The sequence below is a fragment of the Enterobacter sp. JS8-1 genome (assembly GCF_049187015.1).
In the GTDB taxonomy this organism is placed as follows: Bacteria; Pseudomonadota; Gammaproteobacteria; order Enterobacterales; family Enterobacteriaceae; genus Enterobacter; species Enterobacter mori.
Genome location: NZ_CP185805.1, coordinates 1,234,500 through 1,249,985, shown reverse-complemented (window position 1 = coordinate 1,249,985; position 15,486 = coordinate 1,234,500). Strand labels below are relative to the sequence as shown.

Sequence of the window (15,486 nt, the reverse complement as noted above, 5' to 3'; positions counted from 1 at the left end):
AATTATTTTCCTGATACGGACATTTATTTACATAACGCGATATTAATATGAACACCGGGTCGTATAGTGTTATTTATTCGCAGTAATAATGTCTTTGTTTTATTCAAAAAGGCCAGCGGGGCCGATATTGCTTTACGTTACAGAATGCCGGACAATGACATTTTTAACTGACGATTAACATTACGATGAAACACCCGTTAGAATCGCTGCTTACGGCAGGGGGCATTTTATTGCTGGCCCTGATCTCTTGCCTGCTGTTACCCGCGCCGTCGCTGGGTCTGGTGCTGGCGCAGAAGCTGATGACGACCTTCCATATGGTCGATCTGAACCAGCTCTACACCATTCTGTTCTGCCTGTGGTTTTTGGCACTCGGCGCCATCGAATTCTTTATCCTGCGTTTCGTCTGGCGCCGCTGGTTTTCACTGGCGTTGTAGGCCGGTGAAGTCTCGCATGCCGTGGATCAGCGCTTCACACCAGGCCGCGTAGTCGTGACCGCTGGATGAGGGATGGAAGCTGACGCGATACCCTTTCTCCCTCAACGCCTGTTCGAAATCCTGCGTAGTGCGATAAATGCCCCCGCCCGGCCCCGTGGTTTCAAACTTTCCGGCCTGCAGCCAGAAGCGCACCGGATATGGCGGCGACTGCTGATATTGCCGCGTCAGCCAGCCGGGAGCCTCCCCTTTCGGTGCCCACCAGTACGAACCTGAAAGACTCAGCACATTACCAAACAGGCGCGGATAGCGCAGCGCGACCCATGACGACGCGATTCCCCCGTAGCTCGACCCCGCCAGCACCGTTTTCTGCCGCTGCATCGCGATGCCCTGCCCGCGCAACCACGGCAGCAGTTCATGCGCCATAAAGTTGGCGAAGTCCGGGTTCGGCGGTAGCTCGTTGCCGCGTCGGGCGTGATCGAGGCTGTCGATAAACACCACGTTAATCGGCGGAAGATGATGGCGGGCGATCAGACCGTCCAGCACGTTAGCGAAATGGTACTCGTCCTGATAAATCTGCCCGTCGAAGAGGATGAGCGTCCAGCGTGCAGGCTGTGCGCCGCGCGGTTTATAGATCATCACCTCGCGGGAATTACCGAGGATATTGCTCGTGATGCTCTGGCGGCTTAATGACCCGTGGACCAGCGGCTGGGCCGTGGCCTGCACGGAGCAATAGCGTGCCGGGCTGAGATCGAGCAGCGAATAGCGGTTCCAGCGATCCGTCTTTTGTTCACCAAATGTATTCGGGTTGAGCGGATCGGCCTGGGCGCTCACCAGGATCGCGCGACGTTGATCGCGTGAGGAACCCTCGACGATCGGCACATCGGGCGCGAGCTTGTACTGCATCACCGTGTCAGCGGGCACCACATAGCTGCGGAACCAGACGTCGCTGTTGCCCAGGCGGAACAGCGGGTCGTGATCCCCCGCCGGTGAGCCGAGAATAAAGACGTTATCCCGCGCGCCGCGCCACAGGAAGGTGACGCGCTTATGTTCTGCGTCTACTGGCTCCACCATCGGCGTTCCCTGCCGAATCTGCGTCTGCCAGAACGCGTCGGTACTCCCTCCGGCAGCAATCTCTTTTGCCAGCGCCTGAAGCGTCGGGCTTTCAGGTGCAAGCATCTGTACGCGCGGTAGCGCAGATGTCTCTTTCATCCGCCACTGAAAACGCCAGGGTTTACCCGCTTCGCCGTGCAGGACCAGCGAGGTGCTCTGCTTTTCCGGCAGGGCAAAAAGCAGCGTGTGTTCGCCATCGGCGGGCCCATTTTCAACCAACGTACGAATGCGGCGGTTTTGCCCGTCCAGCAGGCGAGCATCCGTTACGCCATGCAGCGTGGCGGAGACATAATTTTCAGCAAGCTCTGGCAGCATAAAACAGACTTCACCGCTGGCATCAAACTTCCCCTGGATGTCTCCCTGCCGGGAAGAGTGTTCGCAGGTTGCCGCCACCGCAGGCAGCACACCTATCCCGAGTAATAATCCGCTCCATACCCTCTTCATTACCGCTTGTTCCCTGACGAAATTTGTTATCAACGCTAATGCAAATGGTAATAATTTGCAATATCATCTAACGCGTTTTAACGGTGTTTCTATGGCGATAGCAACCAAGGATGAGTAGAAAAAATGTTTAAGAATAATAAGATAATGCAACTGTGGCTGCTGAGTCTGGCGACGACCAGCGTGGCGGCTCAGGCTGAAAATAGAGAAGAAACCATAACGGTGACGCAGGGCGTGAGTGAAGAACCCACCGCCCCGGTAAAAGGGATTGTGGCAACCCAAACGCTCTCCGCAACCAAGACCCGCGCGGAGATCGTGAAAACGCCGCAGTCGGTATCGGTGATCACCCGCGATCAGATGAACATGCAGGACGTGACATCCGTATCGCAGGCGCTGCGCTACTCGGCGGGCGTGTTTACCGAGTACCGCGGCTCGTCGAACCGTAACGACGAGGTATTCGTGCGCGGCTTTAGCTATGTACCGAAATTCCTCGACGGCCTGAGCTTCGGCGCGACAGCCTCGTCCCAGACGGGTACGATTGACCCGTGGTTACTGGAGCGCGTGGAGCTGGTGCGTGGCCCGGCGTCGGTGCTGTTTGGTCAGGTCAACCCTGGCGGGTTAATCAGCATGACCAGCAAACGGCCGACCGCGGAATCCATCCATAACGTGCAGTTCCGCACCGGCAATAACGATCTGGCAGAAGGCGCGTTTGATTTCGGCGGCAAGCTGAGCGACGACGGCCGCGTGCTGTATCGCGTCAACGGTATCGCCCGTACCCAGCATAATCAGGTGGATGATTATAAAGAGACGCGAATGGCGATCGCGCCTGCTATCACCTGGTACCCGAACGATCAGACCCGCTTTACGCTGCTGACCAGCTACCAGAAGGATCCGGATGCGGGCTACCGCAACTTCCTGCCCGCCTACGGCACGGTCAAAAGCGTCGACGGGAAATACATCCCGCGCGACTTTAACGTCAGCGATCCGAATTACAACCAGTCCTGGCGCGAGCAGACGACGATCGGCTACGAGCTGGAACATCAGTTCGCCGACGACCTCACCTTCCGCCAGAACGCGCGTTACGCCAGCATCAAACAAAAATACCGTTACCTCGTTTACGCCAGCAGCGCGGCCAACAGCACGGTATTGACGCGACGCGCGCAGCATGAAGAGCGCACCACCAACGAATTTGGCCTGGATAACCAGCTTGAGTATCTGATGGAGACCGGCAGCGTCAGCCACACCCTGCTCGGCGGATTCGACTACAAGACCAGCAAAGATAAACAGCTGCTGGAACGCGGGAGCGGTTCACAGTATGACCTCGACTGGACGAACCCGGTGTACGGCGTGAACGTGGATGAAAGCACCTTCAAAACGGCCACCGACGAGCAGCAAAATCTCGACCAGATGGGACTGTATTTGCAGGATCAAATGAGCTGGAACAGCTGGGAATGGCTGGTCTCCGGGCGCTACGACTGGAGCGAAGTGCGAACTCACGACTTCACCGACGGCAGCTTAACCCAGCAGAATGACAGCAAGTTCACCTGGCGAACCGGCCTGCTGTACGCGTTCGATTCTGGCCTGTCGCCGTACGTCAGCTACAGCACCTCGTTTGAACCGAACCTGCAAACCAACCGCGCGCCGGGCGTTGCCCCCTTCAAGCCAACCACCGGGGAGCAGACCGAGATTGGCCTGAAGTATCAGCCGGTCGACAGTACGCTGATGACCCTCGCGCTGTACGATTTAACCCAGGACAACGTGGCAACCTACAACAGCGCCGAAGGCTGGTTCGAGAACGCGGGTAAAGTGCGTTCGAAAGGCGTTGAGGCGGAAATCCACTCCACACTGATGGACAACATCAACCTGATTGGCTCATACACCTACACCGATGCGAAAACCAAAAGCACGACGGTGGCGGGAACAGAAGGCAAAACGCCTGCGCGTATTCCGGCGCATATGGCATCGGCGTTTGCCAGCTATACCGTTCCGGGCGGCGCGCTGAAGAGCCTGACCGCTGGCGTGGGGATGCGCTACATCGGTACCAGCTACGGCGATGCGAAGAATACCTTCAAGGTGCCCTCGGTGGATCTGTATGACGCGATGCTGAGCTACGATCTGGGCGAGTTGAACCACAGCCTGAAAGGAGCGAGCGTGCAGTTCAACGTCAATAACGTGGCGGACACGAAATATGTTGCGTCGTGCGCAAGCGATACGGCGTGCTTCTACGGGATTGGCCGAACGGTGACGGCGACGGTGAATTATCGGTGGTGAGTGATTTTTAGGCCCGGTAAGCGCAGCGCCACCGGGCAATTACGGGCACCAGGCGCAAAAAAAAAGCCGGGTGGCGGCTACGCCTTACCCGGCCTACATGCGACAAGTTAATGTGTCTGGCTATGGTTCTCTTTACGGTACGCACCCGGCGGCTGGTTGAAGGTGCGGGTAAATATGCGGGTAAACGTCTGCTGCGAGTCAAACCCGTAGCGCAAGCAGATATCGTACACGCGAGCGTCGGACTCACGCAGGTCGCGCGCCGCCAGCAGCAGCTTGCGCTCGCGAATATAGCGCCCGAGGCTCTCCCCTTTGTACTGCATAAACAGCCGCTGCAGGTGCCACTTCGAATACCCCGCGTGGCGGGCGATCTCTTCGATACGTAACGGCTGGTGTAGGTTGTCATCGATCCATTCAACAATCGTATCAATGACCTGAGCGGAAATCGTCATGCTGCTCTCCCCATCTGCTTCTCGCTTAAACATTATTCCCACCACTCGCGAAATGCCTGAGTGGTATCACTCACCCGCACGGGCTCACCCAGTTCCGGCGTCAGCAGCCGATAATTTTTGTCCTTGCTGGCGCGCGCCAGCTGGATCAGCGGATCGTTCCACGTGTGTTTCGCCAGCACGAAGCGTCCGTTATGCCCCGGCACCACCGCTTTGGCGTTGAGATCCGCCGAGGCCTGCGCCGTTTCATCCGGCAGCATGTGGATGTACTTCCAGTCCTGGTCGTACTGGCCGTTTTCCATAATGGCTAAATCCACCTCGCCAAACTGCTCGCCGATGGCCTTAAAGTGCGGGCCGTAGCCGGAATCCCCGCTGTAATAAACCTTCTGCTCTGGCGTGACGAACATAAAGCTGCCCCACAAGGTCTGGTCGCGCTTGATGCCGCGCCCGGAGAAGTGACGCGCCGGAAGAACATGCACCGTCAATTCATCGCTGATGCGCACCGACTGGTTCCAGTCGCGCTCGTCAATAATCTCAGGCTTCATTCCCCAGTAGCGCAGGTGGGAGCCCACGCCCAGCGGCGTCACCACACGCTTCACCTTTGGCAGTAGCGCCCTGATGGTGGCGTAATCCAGATGATCGTAGTGATCGTGCGAGATAATCAGCAGGTCGATCTCCGGCATGCTTTCAGCGCGCCACGGATACTCACCGGCAAAGGCCTTATTGAGGAACGAGAATGGCGCGGCGTAGTTGCTGAGCACCGGGTCAATCAGAATGCGTTTACCCGCGAGCTGCAGGTACCACGAGGAGTGACCGAGCCACACCAGGGTGTCCTGCTCCAGCGGCAGGCTCGCAAGATCGGTTTTCACCAGCGGCAGCGGCTGCGCCGGTCGTGCGTTTTCGGTTTTTTTGGTCAGAAATTCCCACGTCGCGACCAGCATGTTTTTGTCGCCGTTATAACCCGGCGTCGGCAGCGTATTGTGGAATTTCCCCTCGCGATACTGCGGGGAGGCTTCCACTTCGGAGAGCTGCTCACCCTGCGGTGGCTGGCCGAATCCGGCGTTCAGAACAAAAGGTAAACTCGCAGCTGAAGCAACAATCATGACAAACACCACGCAGATGAATAGAGGCTTTTTCATTTCCTGACCCGAATACGCGCCCCATCCGATGGGTTACGCGGGTTAAGCTTGATTATGAGTGAGTAAGCACTCATTATTAGATATGATGAATATATCGTCAAGACGTTTTCGATCTTTGACATTCCGCGTTGCAGCGGTATGAACCGCATGCTTCAATACGTTTTTTTACATTTGACAAAGGGGAGAATTGAGTGGCACGTCCGAAGAGTGAAGATAAAAAACAGGCCTTACTGGAAGCCGCAACGGTGGCATTTGCACAGTCAGGTATTGCCGCCTCAACGGCGTTAATCGCCCGTAACGCGGGCGTCGCCGAAGGGACTCTGTTTCGCTACTTTGCTACGAAAGACGATCTGCTGAATGCCCTCTACCTGCACCTGAAGCAGGATCTCTGCCAGGCGATGTTGTCCAACCTGGATCGCAGCCTGACCACGCCGAAAGAGCATACGCGAAACATCTGGAACAGCTATGTCGACTGGGGGATCAAAAACCCTCTCTCGCACGCCGCGATTCGCCAGCTTGGCGTCAGTGAGAAGATCAACGCCGAGACCGAGCAGGCCGTGAAAGAGATGTTCCCCGAGCTGCATGAACTCTGCCGCCGTTCGGTTCGTCAGGTGTTTATGTCGGATGAATTTAAAACGTTCGGCGATGCGATGTTCCTGTCGTTGGCCGAAACCACCATGGAATTTGCTACCCGCGATCCGTCCCGCGCTGCCGATTTTAAAGCGCTTGGTTTTGAGGCCATGTGGCGCGGGCTGGCTCAGGAGGATAGCGATGGACGGTAAGTCCTTGCAGGAGCACGCGAAACGCGTGGCGCTGGAGATGCCTTTCACCGAACACTGCTGGCCGTTCGGCCCCGAGTACGACGTGTTTAAAGTAGGTGGAAAGATTTTTATGCTGATGGCGGTTGTACGCGGACGCCCTCACGTCAGCCTGAAATCCGATCCGGAAAAATCGCTGTTGAATCAGCAGATTTATCGCGGCGTTGAACCTGGCTATCACCTGAATAAAAAGCACTGGATCTCACTCTACGGCACCGATGACATCACGCCTGAGGTGGTCGCTGATTTCATCAACGACTCGTGGAATCTGGTGGTCGATAAGCTGCCGAAAAAAGATCAGAAATGGATACGCCCGGCCTGATTGTTCGGCTGAGCCGAACAGATTAAGCGCTCGAATCGCCCTTATCTTTTCCCGCTTCGCGCGGTACTCTGCTTTCCTTTCGCGCCCGCGAGCGGGCGAATTTCATCACCAGGAGTTGTTATGGATATCATTTCTGTCGCCCTGAAACGCCACTCTACCAAGGCGTTCGACCCAGGCAAAAAACTGACCGCTGAAGAAGCGGAAAAAATCAAAACCCTGCTGCAGTACAGCCCGTCCAGCACCAACTCCCAGCCGTGGCACTTTATTGTTGCCAGCACCGAGGAAGGTAAAGCGCGCGTGGCGAAATCCGCTGCGGGCACCTATGTGTTCAACGAACGCAAAATGCTGGATGCTTCTCACGTAGTGGTGTTCTGCGCGAAAACCGCGATGGACGATGCCTGGCTTGAGCGCGTTGTCGATCAGGAAGAGGCCGATGGCCGTTTCAACACGCCGGAAGCCAAAGCGGCCAACAATAAAGGCCGTCACTACTTCGCCGACATGCACCGCGTGGATCTGAAAGATGACGACCAGTGGATGGCGAAACAGGTTTACCTGAACGTCGGTAACTTCCTGCTGGGCGTGGGCGCGCTGGGTCTGGACGCGGTGCCGATTGAAGGCTTTGACGCGGCGATCCTCGACGAAGAGTTTGGTCTGAAAGAAAAAGGCTTCACCAGCCTGGTGGTGGTGCCGGTTGGGCATCACAGCGTGGAAGATTTCAACGCCACGCTGCCGAAGTCCCGCCTGCCGCTGAGCACGATTGTAACCGAGTGCTAATTCAAACGGGCCGCTCTGTGCGGCCCGTTACGTTTTACTGATGACTAACCTGCGATGTGGATGCACGTCACGATCGTATCCCCAGGCAAACGCAATCCAGCGCTCCTCCAGCTCAGCGTAAGAGTTTACGGGCGTTAACGTCCACGCTTCTCCCACCGTACCGTCTGCCACGCTTATGCGATAGTTCATGGTAAACGCCCAGTCGATCATCCGCAGCCAGAACCGCTGTCCGTCTCCCGTTTGCTCGCTGTCCGAAACAACGATGTCATATTCACTTAACAGCCATTGAAAAAAGAGTTGCGGTAATCCGCTTATCACGCGCTGGTGTACGGCGCGTGGCGTACGCCAGACCATCACCTGCGTGGCAGCACCGTGGGGAAAGGTAATTTCTTTATGAAACGTCAGCTTAACGGCATAGGCCGTATAAGGTTTGCCGTCGTCGGTGGTCACGAGACGGTATTCATCGCAAAAACGTGATTTTAAGAGCCGATATCCGACAGGCAGCAGAAAACCCGGCAGATGGAAATCCACCGTGCCTCGCGCAAGAAACGCTTCAGTATGTTCAACGTTTCGGGAGATAAGGCCGAGCTTTTGGCTGAAATCTGCGGAATCAATCATCAGTGGCGACATAGGTGGTTTCTCATTCCGTGAGTATAAACGACTTAACATCTCATCGAAATGATGTCGATTCAGTCGGTTGGTTTAATGTAAACCTCACCTTATACCTGTCTCATCGACTTAGCAGAATCGGCAATGATTCCCTGAAAGCCCCTCGCAAAAAACTTATTTCCCCTGCTCCGCCAGCCACGCCATCGCCCGCTCCCCCGCCTCATCCACCGGTAAATAGACCAGCAGCCGCGAGCCGTTTCGTGGCGCGGAGTACCAGTACATCTGCTGCAGCGTGAAATCTCCCAGCTCGGGATGGGTAAACAGCTTGAGCTGGTTCTCCACGCCGCGCACGTCGTTGCGCTGGTGCCACAGGGTTTTGAACTCTTCAGACACCGCAAAGAAGCGTGCCAGCTTCGCCTCCCACAGCGGGTCGCCCCGGTGTTCGGCCATCGCCGCGCGGAAATAGGAGACAAATATCGGCAGCACGTCATCGCGTCTGCCGAGCCGCGCGCGCCACGCCGGGTGGGTGAGGAACAGGTAAATACAGTTGCGGTCTTCCGGCGGGATTTCATTAAAATCGACGCCCATCAGATGACCAAAACTGTCGTTCCACGCCACGATATCGAAATTGGGTTTCTGTATGCTGGCAGGTTTTGGCAGCAGGGTATCAAGCAGGCGGCGCGTGCCTTCGCTGATGCCCTCGCAGCATACCGCCTGCGGGGCTTCACCCGGCGGCAAACCGGCTAAAACAAACAGGTGTCGGGCCTCGGTTGGGGTGCATTGCAAGGCTTTCGCCACGGCCGCCATCACCGCGCTCGACGGGTTGACGTCCCTGCCCTGCTCAAGCCAGGTGTACCAGGTCACGCCCACGTCTGCCAGCATCGCCACCTCTTCACGGCGCAGACCCGGCGTGCGGCGGCGACCGCTGCGCGGCAAGCCGAGACGCTGCGGATCGAGGCTTTCGCGTCGTGCGCGTAAAAAAGCACCCAGCTGTTTTCGGGTGTCATCCTGAAGTGAGACGACGGGTTCAGACATCAAGGCCATAAATCCCCCTGCATGGTAGTGCCAGTACCAGTATAAGCAAGAACTGGTACCCGTTTATTAGATGGTTGATGCTACGACCATCTGATGAATGACGCAATGGAGATCCCATGAATACGTCAGTTGTTTCACCGGGCCGCGCAGGCCTGATATTGCTGTTAACCGGCCAGATGCTGCCGCTGATTGATACCTCAATCACCAACGTCGCGCTGGACTCCATCACCCACTCACTGCACGCCACCGCTACAGAACTGGAGCTGATCGTCGCGCTCTACGGCGTGGCCTTCGCCGTCTGCCTGGCACTCGGCAGCAAGCTGGGGGATAACGTTGGCCGCCGTCGCCTGTTTATGTGGGGCGTGGCGAGCTTTGGCCTGGCCTCGCTGCTGTGCGGCATGGCGGGAAACATTGAACAGCTGCTGGCCGCGCGCATCGTTCAGGGCGCAGGCGCGGCGCTGATCATGCCGCAAATTCTTGCGACGCTGCACGTCACGCTAAAAGGCACCGCCCACGCGAAAGCGATTAGCCTGTTCGGCGGCATCGGCGGAATTGCGTTTATCGTCGGCCAGATGGGCGGCGGCTGGCTGGTGTCGGCGGATATTGCCGGGCTGGGCTGGCGGAACGCTTTCTTCATCAACGTGCCGATTTGTCTGGTGGTGCTGGCACTGAGCCGCCGCTACGTGCCGGAAACCCGTCGCGATACCCCGTCACGCATTGACTGGACCGGCACCGTGCTGCTGGCGATGATCCTCTGCTGCCTCCTGTTCCCGATGGCGCTCGGCCCGCAGTGGCACTGGTCGTGGCCGCTGAAGGCTGCGCTGCTGGCCATTATTCCACTGGCCTATTTAATGGTGCTGAACGCGCGTAAAAAAGAGCGTGAGGATGCGCACCCGCTGATCCCGCCGCGTCTGATGCAGCTCAGCAGCATCCGTTTTGGCGTGCTGATCGCGATGCTCTTTTTCAGCGTCTGGTCCGGGTTTATGTTCTGCATGGCACTGACCATGCAGACCGGCCTTGGCATGGCGCCGTGGCAGTCCGGGAACAGTTTTATCGCGCTGGGCGTGACCTACTTTATCTCGGCGTGGTTTGCCCCTCGGCTGATCGCCCGCTACAGCACCAGCACCATTCTGCTGACAGGTCTGGCGATCCAGATTACCGGTCTGCTGGCGCTGATTGTTACGTTCCGGGTGTGGGGAATGGATAACACCGCCCTGACGCTGGCACCTGCGACCGGGCTGGTCGGCTACGGGCAGGCGCTGATCGTGAACAGCTTCTATCGCATCGGGATGCGCGATATTCAGCCCGATGACGCAGGTGCCGCGAGCGCCATTCTCAGTACGCTGCAGCAGGCCGCGCTGGGGCTGGGTCCGGCCATTTTTGGCGCAATCTTGCTGCATGCGCTGCAAAACCATCACGGGGACTACACTCAGGCGGTTAACGTCTTCCTGACGGTGGAAACGGTGATGATGGTGGTGCTGGCGCTGGCGACGCTGCGCATGCGCCATCGCCTCTGTTTACCTGTGGTGAAGGTCTGTCAGGCCGCCAAATAAGCCTGTGAATTTGCATAATAGATCCGCAGCCGCCATTATGGGGCTGCATCAATACAGGAGACGTTATGCAGGAATTAATTGCTCAGGTTGAAGAGTTAGGGATTGAAATTAATCACACCACCTCGTTAGTGATTATCTTTGGTATTATTTTTCTTACCGCCATCGTGGTTCATTTTATTCTGCACAAGCTGGTGCTCCGCGCTTTCGAAAAACGCGCGCAGGCCAGCAGCCATTTGTGGCTGCAGATCATTACCCAGAATAAGTTATTTCACCGTCTGGCCTTTACCCTACAGGGGATAATCGTCAACGTTCAGGCGGTACTGTGGCTGCAAAAAGGCAGCGAAGCGGCGGAAATGCTCACCACCTGCGCGAAGCTGTGGGTGATGGTGTATGCCCTGCTCTCCTTCTTCTCGCTGCTGGACGTGATTTTCAATCTGTCCCAAAAAATGGCTACCGCGTCTCAGCTGCCGCTGAAAGGGATTTTCCAGGGCATCAAGCTGGTGAGCGCCATCCTGGTGGGGATTTTGATTATCTCCCTGCTGATCGGCCAGTCCCCGGCGATTCTGATCAGCGGTCTGGGTGCCATGGCCGCCGTTCTGATGCTGGTGTTTAAAGACCCGATACTCGGGCTGGTGGCGGGCATTCAGCTCTCCGCCAACGACATGCTGAAGCTCGGCGACTGGCTGGAAATGCCGAAATACGGTGCCAACGGCACGGTGACGGACATCGGCCTGACCACCGTAAAAGTGCGCAATTTTGATAACACCATCACCACCATTCCGACGTGGGCGCTGGTCTCCGACGCCTTTATCAACTGGAGCGGCATGTCGGCGTCCGGCGGTCGACGCATTAAGCGCAGCCTGAATATCTATACCACCAGCATTCATTTCCTCGACGAGCAGGAGCAGCAGAAGCTGATTCAGGCGAAGCTGCTGAAGCCTTATCTGGCCGCGCGTCATGAGGAGATTAACCTGTGGAATCAGCAGAACGGTGAAGGGGAATCGATATTAAACCTGCGCAAGATGACCAATATCGGCACCTTCCGCGCCTACCTGAATGAATATCTGCGCAACCACCCGCGCATTCGCAAAGATATGACGCTAATGGTGCGCCAGCTCGCGCCGGATGCCAACGGCCTGCCGATTGAAATATACGCCTTCACCAACACGGTGATCTGGGCAGAATATGAGGAAATTCAGGCCGACATCTTCGACCATATTTTTGCGGTGGTGGATGAATTTGGTCTGCGTATTCACCAGTCGCCAACCGGGAACGATATTCGCTCCCTGGCGGGCGTTATCGCAAAATAATCAGGTACTGGCGCGGGAAATAAAGCGCCAGTCCATCATCACCCTTTCCGTGGGCGCATCCGGGTTGTCGATTTTGTTCAGTAACAGATCGACCGCCTTGCGCCCGATATCCCGCGACGGCTGCTCGATGGTGGTGAGCGAAATCATGTCCGCCAGCTCCGTGCCGTCAAACCCCACGACCGCGATATCCTCCGGCACCCGCAGCCCTGCCTGCTGAATCGCGCGCAGCGCGCCTGCGGCCAGGGTGTCCGATACCGCAAACACCGCGTCCGGCGGGTTTTCCTTCAGCAGATTTTGCATCGCCGCCATCCCGGCGCGCGAGCTGAGATCGCTGGCGTATTCCACCGCCTGATAGTCCAGATCCTTCAGGTGGATCACGCTCTTGTAGCCGCGCTCGCGCAGGCGGGCATATTTATAGCTGAGGTCGTGATTGATCATCGCGATACGCGTACGGCCGCTCTCGGCCAGCTGGCTGACGGCATGCTGGGAGGCATCGACGTCGTTAATCCCCACGCAGGAGACCGCGCCCGCATCGGCATATTCGGCGCACTGCACCCACGGCGCGGCACCAATCAGCGCGGCAAGTTCCGGTAGCTTCGAGAAGGCGTCCATGGTGATAATGCCGTCGACAATTTTGCCGGAGAGCAGGCTTAAGCCCGAGCGGGAACGCTCGATATCCGAGCCGGAGTTGCACAGCAGAATGCGGTAGCCGTTTTTCTCCGCCTCTTCTTCAATGCCCTTCACCACCTCGGCGCAGAACGGGTTGGCGATGTTGGAGACCATCACCAGGATCATACAGCTGCGGGCGGTGCGCAGCTGGCGCGCCAGCAGGTTCGGCTGGTAGTTGCTCTCCTGGATCGCCTGCAGAACGCGCTCGCGGTTTTTCGCCTTCACGGTGTCGCTGTTGTTGAGCACGCGGGAGACCGTCGCCACGGAGACCCCGGCGAGCTGAGCGATTTTCTGAATTGACATAGCGACGACACATCCTGCGGTTAGCGTTTTGTGCAGGCTACCATAAAACGGTTGCCCGGCGAACCGGGCAACGCGTCAATACGCCACGCGCACCCAGCGCTGCTGCTGATGGCTTTTCACTATCGCATCAATGATATACATCACGTTTGCGCCGTCGTAGAAAGTTGCAAACGGCGGGTTTTCCGGCATCGCGCCCGCCTGCACGGCGCGGTAGAACTGCGCCATCATGTTTTTGAAGGCGTCCGGCCAACCTTCGATATGCCCGCCGGGGAAGTGAGCGCTGTCGGCCACATCAGGGTTCATCAGACCCGGATCGTCGGTGAGCGTCTGGTTAGCCTGCGCGCGATGGCCGACCCACAGCCGCTGCGGGATCTCCTGATCCCACGCCACCGACCGCTCGCTGCCGTTGATCTCAAACGTCAGGCGATTTTTTCGCCCCGCGCTTACCTGCGAGACGCTGAAGCTGCCCTTGCTGCCGTCGTCAAAGCGGAACAGCACCGAGCCGAAGTCTTCCGTGGTGACCGGTTTGTCTTCATAGCGGGAGTGCTCGTCATGCACGAATGTCTGATTTCCGGCCACGTTAGCCTTGCGCGTCGGCCAGACGATGGTGAGATCGGCCATCACCTCGGTGATGCGTCGCCCGGTGACGAACTGCACCGTGTCGCACCAGTGGGAGCCGATGTCCGCCACCGCGCGCGATGCGCCGCCGAGCGCGGCATCCACCCGCCAGTTGTAGTCGGTTTCCAGCAGCATCCAGTCCTGAAGATAGCTGCCGTGCGAGGCGAACAGCCGTCCGATATCGCCCGCGCGCATCATGCTCGCCGCCTGACGCACCATTGCAAACTGGCGATAGACAAAACTCACGCCGTGCACCACGCCCGCCTGCTCCGCCAGCGCCACCAGCTCGCGCGCCTCGTCCGGGGTCATGCACAGCGGCTTTTCTGAAAACACGTGCTTGCCCGCCCGCAGGATCTGGCGGTTAATCTCCGCGTGCAGGTGGTTCGGCGTGCAGTTATGCACCACGTGCAGATCGGGGTGCGCGAGCAGTTCCTCAACGCTGCCGTAGGCATGCGGCACATTCAAGGCTCGCGCCTTTTCCTGCGCCTGCGCAGGCGTGCCGTCGCACAGGGCAACCACCTGCACAAAACCGAGGCGTCTAAGCGCCTCGATATGCGCCGGGCCGATAAACCCGCTGCCGATAATCCCGACGTTAATCATGCTTGCCTCCTGCCGCGAAGTCGTCAAACGCGCGCCCGGAGACCGGGATGATATGGCGGCGGATAAACTCGCTGCCTTCCCTCGCGCCGGTTTCGCCGTCCTTCAGGCAGCATTCCCATTCCAGCACCGCCCAGCCGTCATAGTCGTACTGGGTCAGCTTGCTGAAAATGCCCTTAAAGTCGATCTGCCCGTCACCGAGCGAGCGGAAGCGTCCGGCGCGGTTGATCCACGGCTGGTAGCCGCCGTAGACACCGCTGCGTCCGCTGGGGCGGAACTCGGCATCCTTCACGTGAAACGCCTTGATGCGCGAGTGGTAGATGTCGATAAAGGTCAGGTAATCCATCTGCTGCAGCAGCATGTGGCTTGGGTCAAAAAGGATGTTACAGCGAGGATGGTTATCTACCCGCGCCAGAAAACGCTCGAAGGTCACGCCGTCGTGCAGATCTTCCCCCGGATGCAGCTCAAAGCAAACGTCCACGCCCTGCTCGTCGAACGCATCCAGAATCGGCCGCCAGCGGTTTGCCAGCGCCTCGAATGCATCCTGAAAACGCTGCTCGTTATGCGGCGGCCACGGGTAGAAAAACGGCCATGCCAGCGAGCCTGAGAAGGTCGCGTGCGCTTTCAGGCCTAACCTGGCCGAGGCAACCGCCGCCTGCTTCAGCTTCTCCGTCGCCCACGCCCGTCGCGCCGCATCGTTGCCGCGCACGGCGGCGGGCGCGAAGTGGTCAAATGCGTCGCTGTAGACCGGGTTTACCGCCACAAGCTGCCCCTCCAGATGGGTCGACAGCTCGCTGATGACCAGCCCGTGCGCGGCCAGCTTGCCGGTAATGTCATCGCAGTAGGTCTGGCTCTCGGCCGCTTTTTCGACATCAAAAATGTGTGGATGATTGCAGGGGATCTGCACCGCTTTATAGCCCTTCCCGGCTGCCCACCCGGCCAGCCCGTCGAGCGAGTTGAACGGCGCTTCCCCGCCAATAAACTGCGACAGAAAAATGCCGGGTCCTTTCATCGTCCTCATACTCCCCTCCTGAACG

15 protein-coding genes are annotated in these 15,486 nt (G+C 58.0%); 7 read left to right on the top strand and 8 right to left on the bottom strand.

Going from position 1 to position 15,486, the window contains the following annotated elements; all coding sequences use genetic code 11:
• Nucleotides 1–185 precede the first annotated feature (185 nt).
• Nucleotides 186–434, top strand: coding sequence for a DUF1158 domain-containing protein (locus ACOQH0_RS05860; RefSeq protein ID WP_421511747.1), 249 nt, complete (start codon nt 186–188; stop codon nt 432–434).
• Here ACOQH0_RS05860 and ACOQH0_RS05855 read toward each other — a convergent pair.
• Nucleotides 420–1,988 carry an alpha/beta hydrolase-fold protein gene (locus ACOQH0_RS05855; protein WP_421511746.1) on the bottom strand — a complete coding sequence of 523 codons (1,569 nt, stop codon included), beginning with the start codon at nt 1,986–1,988 and terminating at the stop codon, nt 420–422. The two genes, ACOQH0_RS05860 and ACOQH0_RS05855, sit on opposite strands and share 15 nt — an antisense overlap.
• A 123-nt stretch (nt 1,989–2,111) precedes the next feature.
• On the opposite strand from ACOQH0_RS05855, the gene ACOQH0_RS05850 reads away from it, so the two are divergent.
• Nucleotides 2,112–4,256 (top strand): TonB-dependent siderophore receptor, encoded by a 2,145-nt coding sequence (locus tag ACOQH0_RS05850; protein WP_421511745.1) that lies wholly within the window; start codon nt 2,112–2,114, stop codon nt 4,254–4,256.
• 107 nt (nt 4,257–4,363) lie between these two features.
• On the opposite strand, the gene ACOQH0_RS05845 is transcribed toward ACOQH0_RS05850, so the two are convergent.
• Nucleotides 4,364–4,705, bottom strand: coding sequence for a RamA family antibiotic efflux transcriptional regulator (locus ACOQH0_RS05845; RefSeq protein ID WP_010428317.1), 342 nt, complete (start codon nt 4,703–4,705; stop codon nt 4,364–4,366).
• Nucleotides 4,706–4,737: 32 nt separating this feature from the next.
• Nucleotides 4,738–5,841 carry a RomA family MBL fold metallo-hydrolase gene (locus tag ACOQH0_RS05840; protein ID WP_010428316.1) on the bottom strand — a complete coding sequence of 368 codons (1,104 nt, stop codon included), beginning with the start codon at nt 5,839–5,841 and terminating at the stop codon, nt 4,738–4,740.
• Between the two features lie 191 nt (nt 5,842–6,032).
• On the opposite strand from ACOQH0_RS05840, the gene ACOQH0_RS05835 reads away from it, so the two are divergent.
• The 3 genes from ACOQH0_RS05835 to nfsB all read left to right on the top strand — a co-directional run bounded on the left by ACOQH0_RS05835 (nt 6,033) and on the right by nfsB (nt 7,755).
• A complete protein-coding gene (locus ACOQH0_RS05835) occupies nt 6,033–6,623 on the top strand; it encodes a TetR/AcrR family transcriptional regulator (RefSeq protein WP_421511744.1) in 591 nt (196 codons plus the stop codon).
• A complete protein-coding gene (locus tag ACOQH0_RS05830) occupies nt 6,613–6,981 on the top strand; it encodes an MmcQ/YjbR family DNA-binding protein (protein ID WP_010428314.1) in 369 nt (122 codons plus the stop codon). The genes ACOQH0_RS05835 and ACOQH0_RS05830 overlap by 11 nt, the downstream gene beginning before the upstream one ends.
• Nucleotides 6,982–7,101: 120 nt before the next feature.
• The gene (gene nfsB / locus ACOQH0_RS05825) at nt 7,102–7,755 is read left to right on the top strand and encodes an oxygen-insensitive NAD(P)H nitroreductase (protein ID WP_089599385.1); all 654 of its coding nucleotides are present in this window, start codon (nt 7,102–7,104) and stop codon (nt 7,753–7,755) included.
• A gap of 27 nt (nt 7,756–7,782) precedes the next feature.
• Here the strand turns inward: nfsB and ACOQH0_RS05820 are convergent, their stop codons facing one another.
• Both ACOQH0_RS05820 and ACOQH0_RS05815 read right to left on the bottom strand, forming a co-directional pair.
• On the bottom strand, nt 7,783–8,385 hold the full coding sequence (locus tag ACOQH0_RS05820) for a hypothetical protein (RefSeq protein ID WP_421511743.1): 603 nt from the start codon (nt 8,383–8,385) through the stop codon (nt 7,783–7,785).
• Nucleotides 8,386–8,538: 153 nt separating this feature from the next.
• Nucleotides 8,539–9,408 carry a helix-turn-helix transcriptional regulator gene (locus ACOQH0_RS05815; RefSeq protein ID WP_148400345.1) on the bottom strand — a complete coding sequence of 290 codons (870 nt, stop codon included), beginning with the start codon at nt 9,406–9,408 and terminating at the stop codon, nt 8,539–8,541.
• Nucleotides 9,409–9,515: 107 nt separating this feature from the next.
• On the opposite strand from ACOQH0_RS05815, the gene ACOQH0_RS05810 reads away from it, so the two are divergent.
• Nucleotides 9,516–10,952 carry an MFS transporter gene (locus ACOQH0_RS05810; RefSeq protein ID WP_218308990.1) on the top strand — a complete coding sequence of 479 codons (1,437 nt, stop codon included), beginning with the start codon at nt 9,516–9,518 and terminating at the stop codon, nt 10,950–10,952.
• 65 nt (nt 10,953–11,017) lie between these two features.
• Nucleotides 11,018–12,262 (top strand): mechanosensitive ion channel family protein, encoded by a 1,245-nt coding sequence (locus tag ACOQH0_RS05805; RefSeq protein ID WP_421511741.1) that lies wholly within the window; start codon nt 11,018–11,020, stop codon nt 12,260–12,262.
• On the opposite strand, the gene ACOQH0_RS05800 is transcribed toward ACOQH0_RS05805, so the two are convergent.
• The 3 genes from ACOQH0_RS05800 to ACOQH0_RS05790 form a co-directional block, all read right to left on the bottom strand.
• Complete coding sequence (locus ACOQH0_RS05800; protein WP_421511740.1) at nt 12,263–13,234, bottom strand: LacI family DNA-binding transcriptional regulator; 972 nt, start codon at nt 13,232–13,234, stop codon at nt 12,263–12,265.
• Between the two features lie 75 nt (nt 13,235–13,309).
• Nucleotides 13,310–14,452, bottom strand: coding sequence for a Gfo/Idh/MocA family protein (locus tag ACOQH0_RS05795; RefSeq protein ID WP_421511739.1), 1,143 nt, complete (start codon nt 14,450–14,452; stop codon nt 13,310–13,312).
• Nucleotides 14,445–15,470 (bottom strand): sugar phosphate isomerase/epimerase family protein, encoded by a 1,026-nt coding sequence (locus ACOQH0_RS05790; protein ID WP_421511738.1) that lies wholly within the window; start codon nt 15,468–15,470, stop codon nt 14,445–14,447. Before ACOQH0_RS05790 ends, ACOQH0_RS05795 begins: the two co-directional genes overlap by 8 nt.
• Between the last annotated feature and the right edge of the window lie 16 nt (nt 15,471–15,486).

Bases quoted from the DNA above. Each gene is read 5' to 3' on its own strand.
- ACOQH0_RS05860 (WP_421511747.1), top strand. From the start codon at position 186: ATGAAACACCCGTTAGAATCGCTGCTTACGGCAGGGGGCATTTTATTG.
- ACOQH0_RS05855 (WP_421511746.1), bottom strand. From the start codon at position 1,988: ATGAAGAGGGTATGGAGCGGATTATTACTCGGGATAGGTGTGCTGCCT.
- ACOQH0_RS05850 (WP_421511745.1), top strand. From the start codon at position 2,112: ATGTTTAAGAATAATAAGATAATGCAACTGTGGCTGCTGAGTCTGGCG.
- ACOQH0_RS05845 (WP_010428317.1), bottom strand. From the start codon at position 4,705: ATGACGATTTCCGCTCAGGTCATTGATACGATTGTTGAATGGATCGAT.
- ACOQH0_RS05840 (WP_010428316.1), bottom strand. From the start codon at position 5,841: ATGAAAAAGCCTCTATTCATCTGCGTGGTGTTTGTCATGATTGTTGCT.
- ACOQH0_RS05830 (WP_010428314.1), top strand. From the start codon at position 6,613: ATGGACGGTAAGTCCTTGCAGGAGCACGCGAAACGCGTGGCGCTGGAG.
- nfsB (WP_089599385.1), top strand. From the start codon at position 7,102: ATGGATATCATTTCTGTCGCCCTGAAACGCCACTCTACCAAGGCGTTC.
- ACOQH0_RS05820 (WP_421511743.1), bottom strand. From the start codon at position 8,385: ATGTCGCCACTGATGATTGATTCCGCAGATTTCAGCCAAAAGCTCGGC.
- ACOQH0_RS05815 (WP_148400345.1), bottom strand. From the start codon at position 9,408: ATGGCCTTGATGTCTGAACCCGTCGTCTCACTTCAGGATGACACCCGA.
- ACOQH0_RS05810 (WP_218308990.1), top strand. From the start codon at position 9,516: ATGAATACGTCAGTTGTTTCACCGGGCCGCGCAGGCCTGATATTGCTG.
- ACOQH0_RS05805 (WP_421511741.1), top strand. From the start codon at position 11,018: ATGCAGGAATTAATTGCTCAGGTTGAAGAGTTAGGGATTGAAATTAAT.
- ACOQH0_RS05800 (WP_421511740.1), bottom strand. From the start codon at position 13,234: ATGTCAATTCAGAAAATCGCTCAGCTCGCCGGGGTCTCCGTGGCGACG.
- ACOQH0_RS05795 (WP_421511739.1), bottom strand. From the start codon at position 14,452: ATGATTAACGTCGGGATTATCGGCAGCGGGTTTATCGGCCCGGCGCAT.
- ACOQH0_RS05790 (WP_421511738.1), bottom strand. From the start codon at position 15,470: ATGAGGACGATGAAAGGACCCGGCATTTTTCTGTCGCAGTTTATTGGC.